13 protein-coding genes are annotated in these 19,977 nt (G+C 51.3%); 1 reads left to right on the forward strand and 12 read right to left on the reverse strand.

What is annotated here, in order from left to right:
* Positions 1 to 4 precede the first annotated feature (4 nt).
* From NSQ46_RS16960 to NSQ46_RS17000, 9 genes are all read right to left on the reverse strand, one after another.
* A complete protein-coding gene (locus tag NSQ46_RS16960; RefSeq protein ID WP_342574100.1) occupies positions 5 to 1,714 on the reverse strand; it encodes an alpha-L-fucosidase in 1,710 nt (569 codons plus the stop codon).
* Positions 1,715 to 1,724: 10 nt separating this feature from the next.
* Entirely contained in the window at positions 1,725 to 2,603 is an 879-nt protein-coding gene (locus NSQ46_RS16965) for a carbohydrate ABC transporter permease (protein ID WP_007128312.1), read from the reverse strand.
* A 14-nt stretch (positions 2,604 to 2,617) separates the two neighbouring features.
* Positions 2,618 to 3,565, reverse strand: a complete 948-nt coding sequence (locus NSQ46_RS16970) for an ABC transporter permease subunit (RefSeq protein WP_210094871.1) — start codon at positions 3,563 to 3,565, stop codon at positions 2,618 to 2,620.
* 108 nt (positions 3,566 to 3,673) lie between these two features.
* Entirely contained in the window at positions 3,674 to 5,281 is a 1,608-nt protein-coding gene (locus NSQ46_RS16975) for an ABC transporter substrate-binding protein (protein ID WP_340900652.1), read from the reverse strand.
* A 229-nt stretch (positions 5,282 to 5,510) separates the two neighbouring features.
* The gene (locus NSQ46_RS16980) at positions 5,511 to 8,747 is read right to left on the reverse strand and encodes a M60 family metallopeptidase (RefSeq protein WP_342574104.1); all 3,237 of its coding nucleotides are present in this window, start codon (positions 8,745 to 8,747) and stop codon (positions 5,511 to 5,513) included.
* Positions 8,748 to 9,127: 380 nt separating this feature from the next.
* Positions 9,128 to 9,601 (reverse strand): IS200/IS605 family transposase, encoded by a 474-nt coding sequence (gene tnpA / locus NSQ46_RS16985; protein WP_213613863.1) that lies wholly within the window; start codon positions 9,599 to 9,601, stop codon positions 9,128 to 9,130.
* A 216-nt stretch (positions 9,602 to 9,817) separates the two neighbouring features.
* On the reverse strand, positions 9,818 to 10,726 hold the full coding sequence (locus tag NSQ46_RS16990) for a DUF4097 family beta strand repeat-containing protein (protein ID WP_007128318.1): 909 nt from the start codon (positions 10,724 to 10,726) through the stop codon (positions 9,818 to 9,820).
* Between the two features lie 335 nt (positions 10,727 to 11,061).
* Entirely contained in the window at positions 11,062 to 11,697 is a 636-nt protein-coding gene (locus tag NSQ46_RS16995) for a hypothetical protein (protein WP_213613968.1), read from the reverse strand.
* A 106-nt stretch (positions 11,698 to 11,803) separates the two neighbouring features.
* On the reverse strand, positions 11,804 to 12,619 hold the full coding sequence (locus NSQ46_RS17000; RefSeq protein WP_007128320.1) for a ZIP family metal transporter: 816 nt from the start codon (positions 12,617 to 12,619) through the stop codon (positions 11,804 to 11,806).
* A 280-nt stretch (positions 12,620 to 12,899) separates the two neighbouring features.
* Here NSQ46_RS17000 and NSQ46_RS17005 point away from each other — a divergent pair, with 280 nt between their 5' ends.
* A complete protein-coding gene (locus NSQ46_RS17005; protein WP_342574108.1) occupies positions 12,900 to 13,463 on the forward strand; it encodes an NAD(P)H-dependent oxidoreductase in 564 nt (187 codons plus the stop codon).
* Between the two features lie 82 nt (positions 13,464 to 13,545).
* Here NSQ46_RS17005 and NSQ46_RS17010 read toward each other — a convergent pair whose 3' ends face one another.
* From NSQ46_RS17010 to NSQ46_RS17020, 3 genes are all read right to left on the reverse strand, one after another.
* Entirely contained in the window at positions 13,546 to 13,908 is a 363-nt protein-coding gene (locus NSQ46_RS17010; protein ID WP_342574110.1) for a helix-turn-helix domain-containing protein, read from the reverse strand.
* A gap of 201 nt (positions 13,909 to 14,109) precedes the next feature.
* On the reverse strand, positions 14,110 to 17,289 hold the full coding sequence (locus tag NSQ46_RS17015) for a cytochrome P450 (protein WP_342574112.1): 3,180 nt from the start codon (positions 17,287 to 17,289) through the stop codon (positions 14,110 to 14,112).
* Positions 17,290 to 17,695: 406 nt separating this feature from the next.
* The gene (locus NSQ46_RS17020) at positions 17,696 to 19,873 is read right to left on the reverse strand and encodes a cation-translocating P-type ATPase (protein WP_342574114.1); all 2,178 of its coding nucleotides are present in this window, start codon (positions 19,871 to 19,873) and stop codon (positions 17,696 to 17,698) included.
* Positions 19,874 to 19,977 lie beyond the last annotated feature (104 nt).

Below are 19,977 nucleotides of genomic sequence, written 5' to 3' on the forward strand. Positions count from 1 at the left end.
CCGGTCATCCAATGAGAGGAACCAATCGAACCGAACGAAGCTTCACGGCTGCCGCCTGCCAAATTTCCGGTCCGAAAGGCTTCGGTTTCGCAAGCTTGGTTGATAAGGTCAACGCATACGTACCCGGATCCTCAATTACGATCCGTCCGACAGATGAATGAACCTCGGTGTACGGATGCTGACAGGATATGGAGTCGTTGACGACCTTATCCTCTTGGGGAATACATGAGATCGTCTGCCCTGCCGCCCGTACGGTGACCTCATGATCGTATTCCTTTTCCCAAACGGCACCGGATTTTTTGAAATTAACAAGCATGACTTCGTAAATGCCGGAAGATGAGGCCTTAAAGCTCCACCGTGCCTCGTTCATCTCGCTCCCGGTCGTTATCTCTGACAGTACAAGATCCAGCTTAATGGAGCCATTCGCCTGTTGGATAAACCCCCGATCTACATCGATCTTGCCCTCGACTTCCAATGCAATAACCGAAACATGGTCTTCCGGGGGATGCTTGGGCAGTCGGATCCGCATCGCGTGATGGTCCGTTTCCGGTTGATAGCTCTGGTGCACGGGAAGACTGCTTGTCGTCGGGTCCGTGAGCAGATATGCATGTTTAACCGTATTTCTCACCCCGTTCAATGCCAGTTCTCCCTCTGGCCAATATCGGTTGTATACATGAAGGAAGAGAATATCTTCTTTAACCGTAACCGCTCCCCACTCCAGCTCATAAGGGAACGGGCTTGCGCTCGTACCGTAGACCGCCTCTCCATTTCGAGCAAGCCATTCGCCAACTTCCTTCAGGCGCAAAGCGGATTGTTCCGGAATTATTCCTGTTTCCGTAGGGCCGACATTGAGCAGCAGATTCCCTCCCTTGCTTACGATATGCACCAACTTTCGGATCAAAGCATCCGTCGATTTCCACACTTGATCCTTGGTGCTGTACCCCCACGATTGATTTAGGGTCATCGGCGTTTCCCATTCCCTCGTTTCCTCGCCATACATCGGGATTTCGTTATCGCCCTTGGATTGGTAATCACCAAAATCAGGCCAATGGCTCACTCTGCTGTTAATCAGGCAATCGGGATGAAGCTCACGAATCATGTTGACCATCGCTTCGCTCTCCTTCTTCGACAATCCCCCGGATGTATCGAACCAGAGCAGTCCGACGGGGCCGTATTCCGTCAGCAGCTCGCGCACTTGCCCCTTTGCTTTATGGTTCCAATAACTGAAGAACGCCTTCTTCTCCAGCTCATAGTCCCACAGATTGTTAAATGTATCGTGAAGCGCATGCGGATGATGCCAATCAATCACATGAGAATAGTAGAAGCAGAGCCTGATTCCTTCCTCCCTGCAAGCTTCGGACAGTTCCTTCAACGGATCCCGGCCGAATGAAGAAGCATCAACAATATTGAACGGGTCCGTCCGCGAGTGGTACATGGCGAAGCCATCGTGGTGCTTGGCCGTGATGACGATATATTTCATGCCGGCCCTTTTGGCGCATTTCACCCAAGCTTTGGCATCAAACTGTGTCGGGTTGAATTCCCCGGCAAGCTTCTCATATTCCTTTACCGGAATTTTGTCGGCATACATCACCCACTCTCCTTTGCCGAGCAGCGAATACACCCCCCAGTGGATGAACATGCCGAATTTGGCATCCTTCCACCACTGCATCCGGTTCTTGCTTTCCGCTACGATATCTAATGATGAATCAGCCATCGTTCTCCTCCTATTCCTTAATGGCGCCGATCAAGACACCTTTGACGAAGTATTTTTGCAAAAACGGATACAGAAGCAGTATCGGTAATGTGGACACGATGATCGTTGCATATTTAATCGTGTCCGCGATCGCCATCCGGTCCCCGGAGGCTTCCGTCATCATGTTGTCCGTCGTATTGGTTATGAGAATTTCCCGGAGCACAAGCTGGAGCGGGAATAACTCCCGGTCCCGCAGGTAGATGAGCGCCCCGAAATATGAATTCCAGTGTCCCACGGCATACCATAGAATCATTACGGCGATAACGGGCATGGACAGGGGGATAATGATTCGGAACAGAATGATCAGGTCGTTCGCACCGTCGATTTTCGCTGATTCCTCAAGACTTATCGGTACGGACTGAAAGGCAGTCCGCATAATGATCATATTAAATGTCCCGATCATCCCTGGGATGAGCATCGCCCAGATCGTGTTCAGCATTCCCAGGTTATTGATCAGAAGATAAGTCGGGATCAGGCCGCCGCCAAAAAACATGGTAATGACGATCAACATCATCAATAGATTTTTAAAGTACAAATTTCTGCGCGACAACACGTATGCGCCGATCGCCGTGGCCACCAGATTGATGGCTGTTCCCGCCGCAACGTAGATCAGCGTGTTCCGATACCCCGTCGTAATCATCGGATTGTTAAACACCGCCTTATAGGCTTCGAAGTTGATATCAAGCGGCGTGAACAGCAGCCCTCGGTGCTGGGCTAACGAAGCGGGATCGCTGAACGAAGCAAAGGCAACGTACACGAATGGATATAAGGTGACGAAGCAGAGACCGGTTAGAATCAACGCATTGAACCAGACGAATATGGTCTCTCCGGCGGTTCGCTTATTAGCCATAACCGCCCCCCTCTCTACCAGAGTTTATGTTCGCTGACCCGCTTACTGATCGAGTTCGCGAGTACAAGCAGAATGAAGCTGACCACCGAATTAAACAAACCTACAGCCGTCGTAAAACCGTAATCCGTCTCCAGAACCCCTCGCCGATACACAAAGGTCGAGATCACGTCAGCCGTTTCATAAGTTAGCGGGCTGTACATCAGCAATACTTTTTCGCTGCCAACGCTAAGCATGGAGCCCATATTTAAAATAAAAATAATAATGATCGTCGGCAGCATCCCAGGCAGCGTTATGTGCAGCATCTGTTTCCAGCGGCCAGCGCCGTCCATCTTGGCTGCTTCGTAAAGGGTCGGATCAATGGTTGCGATGGCGGCAAGATAAATGATTGATCCCCAGCCTACGCCTTGCCAAATGCCGGACCCGACATATAGCGTACGGAACCATCCGGCCTCGCTCATGAACGGAATCGATTCGATGCCGAAAAAGCCCAGTATCTGATTCACCAAGCCATCTCTTGCGAGGAAATCGAACATGATCCCCGTAACCACGACGATGGATACGAAATGCGGCAAATACGATATCGTTTGAACCGTACGCTTAAACAGCCGGCTGCGGATTTCATTCAGCAGCAGGGCAAGGATAATCGGTGCCGGAAACGCGAAGATGAGCTCATAAACATTGATCAGCACGGTATTGCGCAGAAGGCGTTCGAAATAATAGCTGTTAAAGAAATTGCGAAAATGCTCAAATCCGATCCACTCGCTTCCCCAAATGCCGTCCGCGATACTGAAATCTTTGAAAGCCATCAATAGACCGTACATCGGTCCGTAGTGGAAGACGGCATAGTATAGAATAACGGGAAGCGCCAGTATGTAGACGTATTTGTTCCGTCTTAAATCTTTCGCAATCGTTGTCCATTTCCCTTTGCGAGACTCGAAGGGATGTTCCCGTGCAGCAGACAATCGGATTCCTCCCTCCAACTTTTATTTATTGTGCCGCACCAAGAGCGACGGGAACTGCATATTTTCCGCCGCTCTACGGCGGTTAGCCTTTAATCTTTTGCCTTATTCCTACCGCTTACCGTAACGCTCCAAGGCGTTCTGCTGGATTTCCAGGGCTTCCGCTAGACCCATGGATTCAATGGTTTTCACATACTTATCGAACTGATCCAATGGCTCGGCGCCCATGACGAATTTCAAGTACATCTCGTCCTTGTACGTGTTAATGTCTGTCATAATTGAAGCATAGCGGCTGCTCTCGGCTTGAGTCGGCGTTGTGCGCGGCATTTTCTTTTCCATGGTCGGCTCAGCCCAGATGATCTTGGACTCCAGCTGATCAGGCTCGGTCGTATATTGCTCATCGAAACGAATATCGAGCATGAACGGCCCGCTGAAGGTTGCTCGGTTATGCTTGGACATGGATTGGATCACTGGCAGTCCGGAAGGATCATTTAATACTTCGGGTTTGAATTTGGGCTTGCCGTCTTCCATCGTATAGCTGACGCCCTCTTTTCCGAAGTTAAATAACAGGGTCCCTTCCTCGGAGTAGCCGTAATCCAGCCACTTTACGGTTTCAATCGGATTTTTGTTGCTGGTCGTGATCGCCGCCCCGATTCCGTTAAATGCATAGTCCTTGTAACCCCAGATTTGCTTGTCGCCTTTGTTCATCACAGGGTAGGGCGCTGCCACCAATCTGAAATTCGGATCTTTATCCTTCATGAGCGTTCCATACTTGCCGATCCCACTGCCGGTGTATAGAATCGCTGATCCGATTTGCCCGCCGGTAATTTTGGCCTCCAGCATTTTCTCATCGGTCGTCGCAAAGTCTTGATCGAGTAAGCCTTCCTTGTACCACTGGTTCATGAGTGTCAGGAACTCCTTGAACCTCGGGTCAGTCGGGCCGTATTTAACCTGTCCTTCCTCTTGATAAAATCCGGCGTTAATTCCCCACGCTCCGAGAAAAGCGGTCGTTGTATCGACATCTCCCTTCGTCAGATATAGTGGGATCTCATCCGCTTTGCCATTGCCGTTCGGGTCTTGTTCCTTAAAGGCCTTCAACACGTTGTACCATTCATCAATCGTCGTCGGCATCGAAAGCCCCAGCTTATCGAGCCAATCCTGCCGGATCGTCGGTCCGAGAAATACCTTAAGCTTGTCGTCGGTACGCAGGAACGGGAACACGTATATGCTGCCGTCATCGGTCATAATTTCCTTCTTCCACTCCGGATGCTCCTCGAGCACCTTCTTAAAGTTTGGTGCATGCTGGTCGATCAAATCATTGAGTTTGATGATTTTGCCATCCTTGATCGCCTTCTCCGGTCCCCCAGGATAGCCGGCCCAAGAATATTCGATCACATCCGGAAGCTTTTCCGAGGTCATCATGAGGTTAAACTGCTCCGTGGCTTGCTGGCCCTGCGGAGGATGCTGAAAGTCCACTTTCACTCCGGTTAAACTCTCCAATTCCTTATAAGCCTCGATTTCGTTGTAACTCTTCATCGTAGCGGACACCTGGCTAACGATTTGCACCCAATACGTCAGTTCCGATAGAACCGGAGGGGATTCCGGGTCCAACGTTGCCTCCGGTTGTTCCTTGGCACTGCCTCCGCAGCCTGCCGCTGTCATGGACATGGTGGCGGCAAGCAAAACAATCCAGAATACTTTAAGCCTGTTGACCTTCATTATCTTTGCCTCCCTTTTCATTTGCTTGTTGTGCGGATTTCTGGTTTGTTAAGCACCACCTTACAGAACATTTTGGCGATTGAACACCGCCGTATTTTCTAATTGTGCAGTATATTTTTAAAGCAGTACATTGTCTAAATTTAATCTTGGACTGATTTATTTCATGATGGACGGTCACTACAGAAATAAAGGGCGGCCGAAACGGCCGCCCTTTGCAAATTATAAGCTGCTATGAAGCCGAGACTTGGTTTCGGATGTAGTCCATGTCTCCAAGAAGCAGCTCCGCAAAACCGGAATCGATATGCTTGCCCCGTTGTGCTTTGATGGCGTTCTCCAGCGAAGTGAGCGCTTCATCGGCTCCTTCGCTTCCAGGAGGATGCTGCTGGAGATCTGCAATTTTGGCCAATAGGCTTAGCGTGATGCCGTGATTATCAATCCAGCCCTTCTCTTCCCCTGCTCTCACGATATCGTCGAGCTGTTCCTGATCGACAACAACTACGATCGGATATTCACGAACCGTGACATTCCCGGCCGTATCTTCTGCCGTTATACGAAGAATATGCGGTCCGGCTGTCAGCGTTAATGGCTCTCTTACCAGTGTTTCGGAAGCTTCCTTGCCATCCAGCTCCAAGCTAAAGTCCGATACGCCGCTTAATGTGTCCGTGATTTGAGGCGAAATGGTTACACGCTCGGTTTGGTATACGGACTGTGGCACATTTGCCTTTATTTCCGGTCCGCTCCGATCAATCCTCACTGTCTTGGAGGTTTCGTCACTTGTCACGCCAGACAAAGCGGCCATTCGGGCATATACGGTTGTCTCTCCCTCTGTTTCCAAGAGTATGGGAGCCGTATAATTCGTCCATGTGCCTTTGGATCCTAGCTTAAATTGGCTCCGCATGCCTGCAGCTTCAGCTTCCGGAGTCATCGCGATGGAGACCTGCACCGAGTCACGGTTCCATTCGGTTTCCGAATCGACCTTGATTTCTGGTGGGTCTTTAAGCGAATGCGTCTCCCTCAAGCGCCACAATTCCTGCGCAGGGGACGGTAAGTTCAACGCCTCGATGCGGGATTTAACCTCCGCTTTGGAATACGGCAGCGCCCACTTATCGAAGAACTCCGTCAGATTCTCTCCTGCCGTAATGGATGCCATCACGACAAACGTATCGATCTCTTCCTGGTTCGTCGCAGGCAGCTGCGATGCCGGCAGCTCTCGGTACGCCTTATGAAGGTCAGCGTAAAAGTCCCATCCATAAGCCAAGGAAAGCTGGCGGAACATCACGAGATAGCCGAAGAGATCCAGCTGGCCGGAAGCACCGAACGACTTACCTGGAAGATCGCTTTCCATATATTCAAACGCTAAATCATAGAAGTCCTTTCCATCGGCATTGCGAATCAATAAGTTGCTGCTGTTGCCGAATTTCTCCTGAACGTAAAGGGAGTAAATATTAACCGTGATTTCACCTGTTACGTTCCAGTTCCAGGCTCCTTGCTGATATTCATGGCCCGTCTCGTGCCAGAAGCCCCATCCTCCCTGTGTAACTCGAGATATGTCCACGGCGTGGCCCGCTGAAGGATCGATGTGAAACATGATCGGATAGCCGGCATGCATGTAACCAGCACTAATCTGTCGATCCGCAACATAACGGAACGGAAGGTCTATACTTTTGTGCGGCAGCGGTTGATCCGGGGAAAGCCCCGCAACTTCCTCGGTGTAGTCCACGATCGCATCCCACTTCTCCACTAATTGCTGTGGATCTTCTAGCTGCCTGATATACTCGGACGGCAGCGTCAAGATCACCCTGCGTCCCTGAAGCTCCGACCAGGGGGCGGGATGATGCCGAATCGTATCTTCCCATTCGGCCTTAGAGGTCTCGCCAAGGATATAATGCGGTGCGCGAACTCCGCCGCTGATTTCAATATCCTTCGCAACGCCAGGCTGAGGCTTGGTTGGAATCAAGTAAATCAAACCGCCAAAAGGACTGCGAATCCGATTCTCACCCGGAGAGAGGGTCTTTCGCTGCGTTATGACCGGCGGTCGTTCCCATTCCGTTTTACTTGTCAGATTGTCCGTGTGCGCCCCAACCTGAACGTCTAGATGCTGAGTGCCTTCGGGCACACGAACCGTTACCCATTCTCCGGCCGGCGCGTACAGCCCTGTACTAATCCAATTTTTAGGAACCGTCCCTTGACGCAAATAGTCAAAGGTTGAATAATCAAAATTCACGTGGACGGATAGTCCCGTCACACGAGGGGCCTCTGCTGGAACGGCTCCGGGGAATTGATCGGCATAAGGGGATTTGGGGGCCGTCAGGTCATTTCCGATCCGTCCCAATTGAAACGCTAATAATGCGCTCGTATAGGGCGCTTTGGAACGGTCGAGCGGAAACGTAAGATTGGATTCCAAATCGCTCGCATCCTGCTCGATCACGGCATACAGCGGACTCTGCGGAGTGATGCTGCTGACGGTTCCACCGGTCACCGAAGCGATGACTTGCAGCTTCTTATCCGCGCCGGCACCAGGCCGCCCGACGTTTACCTGATCCGGTGACAGTGTCCCGGCCTCAATTGCTTCGGCCTGTTCCAGCAGCTTTTGCGAATGATAATTGGCGGATTGCTCCGGTGTCAATTTGGGCAGGGTTTCCGTTCGAGTCGATGCCGTATTGTTCATCAGACCAAGACCCATCCGGTTCAATAGGCGCTGCACCGGGTAATCCTCACTGAGCTTGCCTGAAAGTCCCTGATATTCATTCCCTAGAAAGACATGCGGATATTGTTCCATCACCCATCCCTTTAAGGGGACAACGACATGACCTCCTTGTGCGACGTAATTCTCGACGGCGTCGACCTCGCTATCCTTCAGCGTCCCGTCAACATAAGCTACGGGGTAGCGGGACGGATCCAACTGCTCCGGCGTGAATTGGTCCAATCGGACCAAATCGATCGGTACATCGGTTTCGATGGAATAATTCTTCCACGTTGCGGACAACATGGGCAATCGACCTTTGCCTTCCAATGCCTCCTGATAGGTCAACGTCTCGGAATCCTCCGTCAACCACAGAAGAATGTTGCGGGCAACCGTTGTCCGCTCATCGGTAATATCAGAAGTGAACTTGAAATAGGAATCATCGCCTGCAACGACGACTTTGCCCTTTCCGTAGCGGGCAGCTGCTAGTATCGGCGTCGTGTCGGGGTTGACCGCCAGAACGAAGGCTTGATCTCCGATAGCAGCGACGCCGCCGTTATAGGTGGCTGATACTGTCGGATAACCGGTCAGATCCTTATAAATCACATCAAGGTCATGCTGGGTCGCCTTTCTCACGTCGGTATTGGCGCCTAATAATTGTACATCAGCTTGCCCTGTCATGACCTCCGCAGCCGTCAGCGTTTTTCCTGCCGTCGGAACGGCTGCAAGCGCGCACGCAACTGCCAACAACAGCTTCAACCGCTTCTTGGTGTGAAAAACCATTAACCATTCAACTCCTTTGCCGTCAAATTTATCAAAGCAATGATGAAACTAAACCTTCCTCCTTCTCACCTCACCTTCGGATCTTTTTTCGATACAACCCAACTATAAAACGGCCGCCCGCTGCTCCCAACCGTCTATTTTTAAGATCCAACTGTATTTTCTCTGATCGGCACTGATCTTTTTTAATATTGAATGGCATAAAATTAACAGGGAACCATTCGAATTTGTTCACAAACACAATCAGAACCACCCGTCAAACGGGTGGTTTGCTCTTGGGGTATAACCCCTTGTTGCCAAACTGCGCCTAAAGACGCTAGCCTGACAATAAAATTGTTCAGGCTCAGTGTAATTTGTCACTTTCACTTACCAGTTAAACTGGTTTACTTCTTCTTGCTACTGTTTTTGCTGAATGGGTCTTCATACTCTTTCACACTCAGTTTATCAATTGCCTGGTCGTGTGCTTCTTGCTCACGGATATATTTTGCCACGGTGGCTTCATTCAAGCCCACTGTGCTGACGTAGTATCCCTCCGCCCAAAATTTTCGATTACCATATTTATACTTCAAGGTAGCATGCTTCTCGAATATCATGAGTGAGCTTTTCCCCTTCAGGTATCCCATAAATGATGATACTGAGATTTTTGGGGGAATTGCTACCAACATATGTACATGATCGGGCATCATGTGACCTTCGATTATCTCCACTCCCTTGTATTTGCATAATCGTTTGAAAATTTCGATTAAGTCTTTCCTCACTTGATTATAAATCTCTTTCCGTCTATACTTCGGGGTGAACACAATGTGGTACTTGCACATCCACTTCGTGTGAGCTAAACTATAGCTCTTGTTTGCCATCTAAGACCATTCCTTTCATTATTGAGCCTGAACATCTCAATTTTATCGGAATGGTCTTGTTGGTCAAACCCTCGATCCCTCCACCCGCATAGCGGGTGGTTTTTTGTTTCGCACGCTTCGCGAGCTCAACTGGCTAAAGCCGCAATAATAAAGAAGGCATCCCGCATAGGGATGCCTTCTCGACTACTACTAATATGAACGGATCACGAAATCCCATTATTCCAGGGTGAAATCACCAGAGCCCGTGCGTACCTTCAGCAGCACATCGCCGTTTCCGAACGTTCCTCTGAGCACGCCTTTATCCTTGTCTTTCTCCTCGTATTGGAATCCGTCCCAACTAACCTCGCCAGTGCCGGAGCCCCCTTTAAAATCAACGGTCAGGGAAGAAGGCTCCTGATCCAAATCAACGGTCACGTTGCCGCTGCCCACCCGCAGGTCGGCATCCTGAAGCAGCTCATCCGCTTCCAGTTGAATGTTGCCAGAGCTGGCCTCGCCTTGCAATTCGGCTTCTCCGTCCTGCAGATCAACGCTGCCGCTGCCTGCCTCGAACTTCATCAAGGAAGCCTTATAGCGCTCAGCCGATATATCGCCGGAGCCTGACTTCAAGCCAATTGTGACCGCATCAATATCCTCGATATGAATATCACCGCTGCCCACTTTGATGGAGATATCCTCTCCTTGCAATCCCGCAATCTCTATATCACCGCTGCCTGCTTCAATGTCGGCTCCTGCCCACATTTTCTCAGGCAGTTCCACCGTTAAATCCGTATCCATAATCCGTACACCGATGCCGATATGATCCGGTGCGTCGATCCCCACGCTCAGCGTTTCGCCCTTCGACTCCACCTTCAATTTGACTTGGTCCGCAATCTGCTTGCTCACTTTCCCATCCAGCCTGATCATGATCTCATCCGAGCTTCCCTGGACGACCTCAATATCGCCGCTTCCTGTTCGAATATCCAACTTCTCGATTTCTTCCGGGCTGACCGCCTGTTCCTCGTGAATTTCCTTCGTAGAGAAGGAGAAGCCAAAGTTAACATTTGAGAAGATATTCATGGGATTCCACGTAAAAATCAACAGCAACACGCCCGCCACCACGATCCACACACCAGTACGTCTCTTCATTTTCGTTTACCTTCATTCCTTCCGTCATTCCAAATTCTCTCTATCTTTCCAGGTTTCCGATTCCTGTTCAGTATAGCACGCATAATCAACATGAACATTAGTCCCGCGAATGATTGAAACCCCGACTTAAGTCTAGTACCGCAAACCTCCTGGGGGTATGCCGAATAGGAGCACGGATTACCTTTGGGAATTCGTAAGATTACGAAAAAAAAAGAACCGACCCCCAGCAGAAAATCTTTACCGGGGACAGCTCCTTCTTCGATCTAAGAATCGCTTCATTATGTACAACATTTACTGAAGTTATAGCTTATGTAGATGCTAGTTCCTCAAAACAATTACAGGATCAATTTCGTTAGAATGCTCATCAGCAAGACGTAGGCTGACACGGATAGAATCAAATAACCGGCGGTGCGCTCCTTCACGACTCCGCTCGCTTCCATGGCGGCATGCAGCGTTAATGCAAGCAGAGACAACAGCGTAATGAGCAGCAATAAAAAGGAAATATTAAAGCTGAAGGACAGAATGCCTGCTACAACAAAACCGACAGCCCCAATGTAATGCGCCGCTCCGACACGCGTAATAAACAGCTTCAGCTCAGGCTGCTTCCCGCTTCCCCACCAGCCGATCAGCCATACAGCCGCCAGCAGCGCAACGGTCGAGAGCAGTCCGAGCAAGAGCATTCTACCGAATACTTCACCATACACGGAGGATGGAAGTTCACTAAATAAGCCTCCCCCTCCAAAGCCAAACATGGCGAAAAAAAGCGATGCTATCCGCTTTCCCGTAAGCAACGTCCATAGTAGAAATCCTACCAATGAGCTGGCAAGCCCCAGGATTCCGTAGATGAAATGTTTTTCCGTCAAATGAATGCTGTTCAGCGGATTTTTCAGCAGATTCAGGATCAAATAGCCGTCCACCTGCTTCATTGATTTTGTTACTTCATCCAATACATTTTTCTTCTCTGTCTCCATCGTTTCCTCCCATAGAAATATTCGTCATGCCTAAACCAGGTCCGATCCTTTCCTATTTTATCCGATATTTGCTAATCCGTATATTGGAAATTGACAAATTTCAGCATTATCCCAATGCAACATCCAGAATCATCATCAAAACGAAACCGAACATTAGGCTCATCGAGGCCAAGTCTCGGTTGCCCTTTTCCTGAGAGCTAGGAATAACCTCTTCGGCTACGACAAAGATCATCGCTCCGGCTGCAAAGCTTAACGCATACGGCAGCATCGGCTCAATAACGGATACGGCCACTGCGCCGATGACCGCAGCGATCGGTTCAACCATGCCGGAGAACTGCCCATAGAAAAAGCTCTTTCTCCGCGACATTCCGTCACCGCGCAGCGGCATGGATACCGCAACGCCCTCCGGGAAGTTTTGAATGCCGATCCCAAGCGCCAAAGTCATAGCGCCGACAAGAGACGCTTCCGTCCCCCCGTTGGCTAACGCGCCAAATGCGATCCCAACCGCCAGCCCCTCCGGAATGTTATGAAGGGTGATTGCAAGGACCAGCAGCGTGCTCCGTTTTCTCATTTTGGGATTGTACCCTTCTGCTCCTCCGATTGGGGCATTGGGATGAAGATGCGGCAAAATCTTATCGATCCCCCAGATGAATACCCCTCCCAATAAAAATCCGAAGGCTGCCGGAAACCAGTTCCCGATCGGATTGCCTTCCGACATTTCGATGGCCGGAGCCAATAAAGACCAGTAGCTGGCCGCAATCATCACACCGCCGGCAAACCCCAGCATGCTGTCCAACAAGCGCTGGTTCAAGGTTTTGGTTACAAACACAAGCGTAGCCCCTAATGCGGTCATTCCCCATGTAAACAGAGTAGCGAGTAGTGCTTGGAGGATGGGATTCAAGTTCATAAATACATCTACCATTATGGATGAGCTCCTTTTTATGTAAGTGATTATGCTAATGATAAAGTTAGGGTTTCCCCATCAAATCCTAGCATGCATATGCCGACTTTTGTTAGAGACATCTAGAGAATATGTACCCAAGAGGGTTACTCCCCATACAGCCCATCAAAATTATATATCAAATATTCCGTATCATTAACACTTACCTTTTGGTAAGTACCTGAACTAAAAGTGCATACTTACATAATTTCGGCTATCGCTTTATACTCAAGACAATTCATCTTGCAAGGAGGACAACGCTTTGAAAACGCTAGTCATCGTAACACACCCTAATCTGGAAACGTCGGTCGTAAATAAGCGATGGGTCGATGAACTCCGGAAATACCCGGAAAAATACACGATTCATGAATTGCATAAGGTTTATCCGGACGGCATCATTCATGTTGAACAAGAACAGCAGCTAATCGAAACGCACGGCAATCTTGTCCTGCAGTTTCCCATCTATTGGTTTAATTGCCCGCCGCTTCTCAAAAAATGGCTTGATGACGTCTTCACCTACGGATGGGCATATGGTTCCAAAGGCGGAGATAAATTAAAGAAGCGTAAGGTTGCCCTGGCGGTATCCGCCGGCATTAGAAAAGAAGACTATCGAAAAGAAGGAAGGTATCGCTATACGCTTGAACAGCTGCTGACTCCGTTTGAGACGACCTTCCGATACTGCGATGCGGATTACCGTTCATTCTATGCGTTTTATGGTCAAGAAAATGAACCCGGCGGGAACGTGCCCGGTATGGAACCGGATCCTGCTCAAAGCGCATTGGAAGCAAGCGCCCGCGATTATGTGAAGTTCGTCGACAGCCTGTAATCGGGGTAGCGGTGTGGATGATTAAAAAAAAGAAGTATTCCTTGAATTGGGGAATACTTCTTTTTTTGAGTCCGGCCACCTGTCAGGCCTCTTGCGGTACAGATTCGGGCCTGGGCATATGGTTCTCGCCCCACTCGCACATCATATACAGCACGGGAATGAGGGAATGCCCCCGTTCCGATAGCGTGTATTCCACCTTTGGCGGAACTTGCGGATATTCCGTGCGAACGATCAGGCCATCCTCTTCCAGCTCCTTTAACATCATGCTCAGAGTTTTAAAGGATATCGTACCGATGCTTCGCTTCAGCTCATTATGCCGCATAACCCTATTTTCGGCCAGCCAATACAGAATGATCATCTTATATTTACCGCCGATCAAGGACAGCGTATACCCAAAGCCGGTGTCTCGGGGGTTTACTCCGGTAGGAACACAGGTTTCACGCACAAGGGTCACTCTCCTTCTAGTCTGCTTGCCTAATATTTCTTGTATGATAAATCTTATCACAAATACAAGCCGATAATGGGGATAGCTTCATCTTGTTTCAACAAAAAATCCAGGCAGCAAGTACGAACGAATTCTCGCTCATGGCTGCCTGGATATCGTTATGTCATGCTTTACTAGGACGGGTACATGCTGACATATGGATCATCCAGCCCACACATCTTTTACATATCGACCGGACGATTCCAGCCCGGATAACCAGACGGCAGCTTCTTCTTCGCTCACGCCATGCTGATCCCGGTATGAACGGATCAGCGTCAGTTCCACATCCGGCGCCATTTTTGAACCGTCCCCGCAGATGTACATTTTCGCTCCCGCCTCCAGCAGTGACAGCAATAAGGATCCGTCCTGCTTCATCAAATGCTGGACATAGCATTTCTCCACACCGTCTACCCTGGAGAAGGCTGAATGCAAGGTGACCAGCCCTGCTCTCTCCGCCTGCTCCAGCTCGTCGCGGTAAAGGTAATCATGCTCCGGATTCCGACAGCCGAAGTACAGATGCGCAGCACCCAGCTCCTGCCCGGCATCCCGAAGCGCTTGCCTTGCTTGGATGAATCCCCGGAACGGAGCAACGCCGGTTCCCGGCCCGATCATAATCATTGGCGTTGCCGGGTCTTCCGGGAGCTCGAAGCCGGATTCCGGGGAACGTATAAAGATCAACACCTCTGCGCCTACCTCTAATTCCGCCAAATAATTGGATGCAATTCCCCGGTATTCGCCGCGGCCGCTCCAGGCGCTGTCCCGCACGACGCTGACCGTGATGCTGGCCGTATTCCGGCTGACTCGCGGCGAGCTGGATATTGAATAGTATCTCGGCTTCAGCGGCGGCAGCAGCTCTAGGAACCGTTCAAACGGAAGCTCACAGGCTTCATACCGCTCCAGCAGGTCCAGCATACTGATCCGTTTGGCTCTCACTTCATCCTGATATGTCGGATCCTCAAGCAGTTCCAGAAGCTCTTTGGCATGGGGCGGGCAAACCGTACATTCGGCCATTTCCCGAATTTGCGCACGCGTGGCGGGTTCCTGCAGCTCTACGCTGCGGGAGAGCAGATCGTCCAGGCGAACCGGGACGCCGGTCGGCAAATGAGCGCCGCTTCTTCCTTCAGCCGATAAAATAAGATGCGCCCCCGCGTCCAATTTAAATCTTCGGAGGACTCTCTGAACCAGCGTCGCCGGGTTAACCGGAAGAACGCCAAGATGGTCTCCTTCATGGTATTCAGTTCCCTCCGGCAGGGAGATTTCGATATGCTGTGTTATGCGTCCGCTGTCTTCATGCTGCAGATTCCGGCTGTGAACAATGCGCCCGCACGCAGCATGGTAGGTATTGGCCAGCGGTACGGCGGCAGCACCCGGTACGAACTGGACGGACAAAGAGCTGCGCTTCGTCTCATTGACGGCTATCACCGGCAGGCCGAGGGCCTGCATCAGATCCGGCCATAGCTCCGCAGTCCATGCATCGACTTCACGTTCAAAATCACCGCTTGCATCACTCTCGCCTCGCGGCAGCAATCGCTGTGCCCCTTTGATAGCCAGCTGCTCGTCGATCAAACGGGGGATGCGCTGGTACGTGCTTGCCCAATTGTGATCCCCGCAGCCGAATACCGCATACCGCACACCCTGGAGTTCGGACTCATCCGCATTCTCCAGCCATTCCACGAAACTCTTGGCATTCGAAGGCGGCTGCCCGTTGTAAGATGCCGATACAATCACGACCGCTCCTTCCTTCGGAAGCCTTCCAGCGAAGTCATCCAGCGTGCCTACCTGGCTGTCGAATCCTAAATGCTTCGCAGCATCGGCCACTTCTCTGGCAATTCCCTCGGCCGTGCCCAAATTGGATCCGTACAAAGCGAGAAGCGGCGTATGATGTGCATGGGTTACAGGTTCAGGACTTGTGGATTGCCGCTTCTCCGATTCGGTAGAAGCGGCTGCGCCTCCTCCCGGAATCATTAGGGCCGTTCCGTCTTGACGGTTCCGGATTTTAATATGGAACCCTTCCGGCTTCAGCGTAAGCGTCTCCTTCACCTTCAGCTCGTAAGACTGATCATCGATAAGCTCAAAATATTTGAGAACCAAACCAAGCACCAAGGTTGCCTCCTGCAGCGCAAATTGCTGCCCGATGCAGGCGCGCTGTCCGTTGCCGAACGGTTTGTACGCATCATGCGGCACCTTGCTCGGATCTTCGAAGCGCTCCGGTCTGAACGCTTCCACGTCGTCTCCCCAGACGCGGGAGTCTCTGTGCAGTCCCGGTATGAGGACCGTCACGCTGTCCCCCTGCTTGACCGAATAGGTGCCGCCGATCGTTGTATCTTCCTTGGCATACAACGAGAAGGCGGGCGCGGTCGGCCACAAACGCAGCGACTCGTTTAGAACCATGCGGATGTATTTGAGCTCCCTCACCTGGTTGTAGGACGGTACGGGATCTTTAAGCACCCGGTCCACTTCGCTGACCGCCTTTTGCAACTTATCCGGGTTTTTCATCAAAAAGTAAATAGCAAACGAAAGCAAGCCGCTTGTCGTCTCATGCCCGGCGATCAGAAACGTGATCATCTGGTAGCGGATGTTCTCTTGATCCAGCCGCTCGCCGGTATCAGGATCTACCCCTTCCAGCATATGGGCCAGCAGGTCCCCTTCATCTCCGCCATGCTTCTGGCGTTCTCGAATAAGCTCATCCACAAGAGAGAACATGAACTGAATATCGTCTTGAAACTGGCGCTTCTTTTTCAACATGAACATGTCTTGGATGCCCAGCCGGTGAAGCTGGTTCATTCCCTCATCAAGCGCACGCACCATGCTATCGATAAACGGATGATTGTCTTCCCGGTAGAAGCTGTTAAACCGGTAATTGAAGCCGCACAGGCCGATCGTATCCAGCGTGAGCCGCGTCATGTCGGCAGGAACGTCCACCGTTTCATCCGGATTGAGACGGGCCCATTTCTGGATCAACTGCATGGCAATATCGAGCATTTTCGTATGGTAGCCCTGCATCGCGCGCTGACTGAAGCTCGAAAGCAGGATGTTATGGGCCTTCTTCCAATTGGGTTCATGCGTTGCGCTTGTGAACAATCCATCGCCCGCAAAGGCACGTACATTCTGCAGCGGTGCCCATATCCGCTTGTCGAAGCGCTTCTCGTCACAAGCATCTCTTACATATTCATGGCCGGAGACGTACAGTTCCCTGCGACCGCCCGGATACTGAAACTGAAAGATCGGGCCGAGCTCCGAAGCGATTTTCACTAGCGACTGAACCGGTGCGGACGAATCCAGCAGGGGCAAATTGCCAAGCGGTCCGTAAGTTTTAGGTTGAGGTATCCCTTTTGTTAGCATCTTCGTTTCCCTCCATCTTCCGAATTTTCATCTGTTATTCGCCCTTCTCCCGGCGGGTTCCACCCTGGTCCGGTACGAACTGACCGAAATCGTAATACGGTCAATTCGCGGTAAAAAAGGAGGATGTGACAGCAGTTTCGCAGTATCTCTATAGCATGGCTGTCTTATCCTAGCCTATACCCTATCATGATATGATGGTCTCGCATATCAGCCGGAGGTCCATAATTATCCAGCCCTAGCCGGGTCTCGCAGTGCTACTTTTCAACCAGGAACCACTCCCTGATTGAATCTTAAGGACTAATCGGCGTTTTTTCGGATACGCCTCCAGATGGGATAACAACCGCTGAACTAGCGGCAACTAAACCCCAGAACGCTCTTTGTGCAGGGAAGCATGCTTTCGTTGATATTACTCGGTCTTTTCGGCTTGATGCTGCAATCTAAGCGCATTCCCGACTACAAGGAGCGAGCTCGCCGCCATCCCGATGCATGCGATGCGAGGGTCCAAATATCCCAGCGCAGCCAATGGTACGGTAATCGCATTATACAGCAGGGCAAACAGCAAATTTTGGTGCACATTCCGCATGGTTAGTCGACTCCAAGTGTAGGCCCCGATGATGCTGGAGAGCCTGTTCCCGATCAAAACCACATCACCGGCCTGTTTGGCTGCATCCGTCCCGCCCCCCATCGCTAACCCGACATCTGCCGCAGCTAAGGCGGCCGCATCGTTGATGCCGTCTCCGATCATGGCTACCTTCCGGCCGCGTCCCTGCAGCTCTTGGATAAACGCCAGCTTGTCTTCGGGAAGCATTTCCGCACGAACCTGATGGATCCCCGCCGCTGCAGCCACCGCTGCTGCAGCGGGCTCTTCATCGCCTGTGACCATCCACACATCCGCTTTTTCCTTCAATACCTGTACGACCTTCCGGGCATCTTGGCGCAGCTTATCATTCAATACAAACGAACCGACGCACTCCCCGTTCAAGGCAATATATAGTCTTGTATGACCCGGCAGATCTTCATGGCGATCCGGATGGATTCCTTGCTCCAGCAGCCATTTCCGGTTTCCCACACGGACGCGGCTTCCTTCTACATGGCCTTCCATCCCTTTCCCTGCCCATTCATGGAACTGCTGGACTTCCGGTAGAAGAGTCCCTCTGTCCCGCGCGGCTCTTACGATGGCTTGCGCTAACGGGTGAGCGGATCGAACGGCCAGCGCTGCCGCCCTGGAAAGCACGTATGCGCCGCCGCCGCGGTATGCGTGAATCTCCTTGAGCTGGGGCCATCCTTCCGTCAACGTGCCTGTCTTATCCATCAATATGACATCGGTCTGCCGAAGCCTTTCCAGAGAGCTGCCTTCCTTAAACAGAATACCTCTTCGGGCGGAGGACCCGGTGGCAATCAGGATGGATACCGGCGTAGCCAGACCAAGCGCACAAGGACATGCGATCAGTAATACGGACAGCGCGTGACGCATGGCGGTTTCGGAAGCATCATGGCCATGGGACAATATCTGCCATCCCGCATAGGTGAGGGCAGCAAATGCGATCATCATAGGAACGAAAATGGCAGCAATTCGATCAACAACGCGTTGAATTTCCGGCTTGCCCTGCTGCGCAGACTCGATAAGGCCAATCATCTGCGATAAGCGGGTCTCCTCATGCTGCTTGTCGACGACAATGTTCAAGCTTCCGATGAGGCAGCGCGTTCCGGCATAAACCCGGTCGCCCGCCTTTTTGGCCACTGCTGCGCTTTCACCTGTCAGCATGGATTCATCGGCATCCGCCGTTCCCGAATGCACGAAGCCGTCAACGGAAATCCATTCCCCCTTATTCACGCGGATCCGGTCCCCGGTCTGCACCTGATCCGTGGTGAGCCATTCTTCGCCATGACCGCGAATTACCCTCACCGATTTAACCTGAAGCTCGTACAGCGCGCTCAGCTGCCTTAACGCTCTGCCTTTCGCTACCGTTTCGAGCCATTTTCCCAGCAGAACTGTAGTCATAACCATTGCGATCGTATCAAAATATAGCATCGTATGCGTCAAGTCGTGCCTTGATTGGAACAGCGTATAGTGACTGTAAAAGTACGCTACGGAGGTGCTTAACGCCACAAGGGTATCCATATTGGCCGTACGGTGGATCATCGCCTGGTAGGCGCCATAATAGAATGGATATCCTACACCGAACTGAAGCAGGGTGGCTAGCACCCACTGAATTACTGGGTCCATCAGCAGAGCCGGCGTCCACCCCATCGGCAAATCGGCGATATGGGCCACCATCGCCCATAAGAGCGGGAGCGACAAGCAGGCCGCGACGATGAAGCGGATGCGGTACGCTCCTGATTCCGCTTCGATTCCTGTATGCGGATTCGACAGCTTGTCGGACGCACCATAGCCAAGCTTTTCGATTCTTTCCAGGATGGTGTTCATGCCGACCCGCTTCGGTTCATAATGAATCGTCGCCCGTGACAAGGCGAGGCTGACGCGGGCTGACTGTACGCCGTCCATCTTGCGAAGGACTTTTTCGATCCGCGCTGCGCAAGCCGCGCAAGTCATCCCGCTGACATGGATTTGATCCAGCTTCACAATGCTTCCTCCCCATCCTTTGCTCACTTCTGAATTCGCTTGTCCATACATTCTATGTGGCTGCCCGAATAATCAGAATGGCCAGGATGGAAACCGGATATGTG

The sequence above is a fragment of the Paenibacillus sp. FSL M8-0142 genome, from assembly GCF_038597315.1.
Taxonomy (GTDB): Bacteria; Bacillota; Bacilli; order Paenibacillales; family Paenibacillaceae; genus Paenibacillus_AQ; species Paenibacillus_AQ lactis.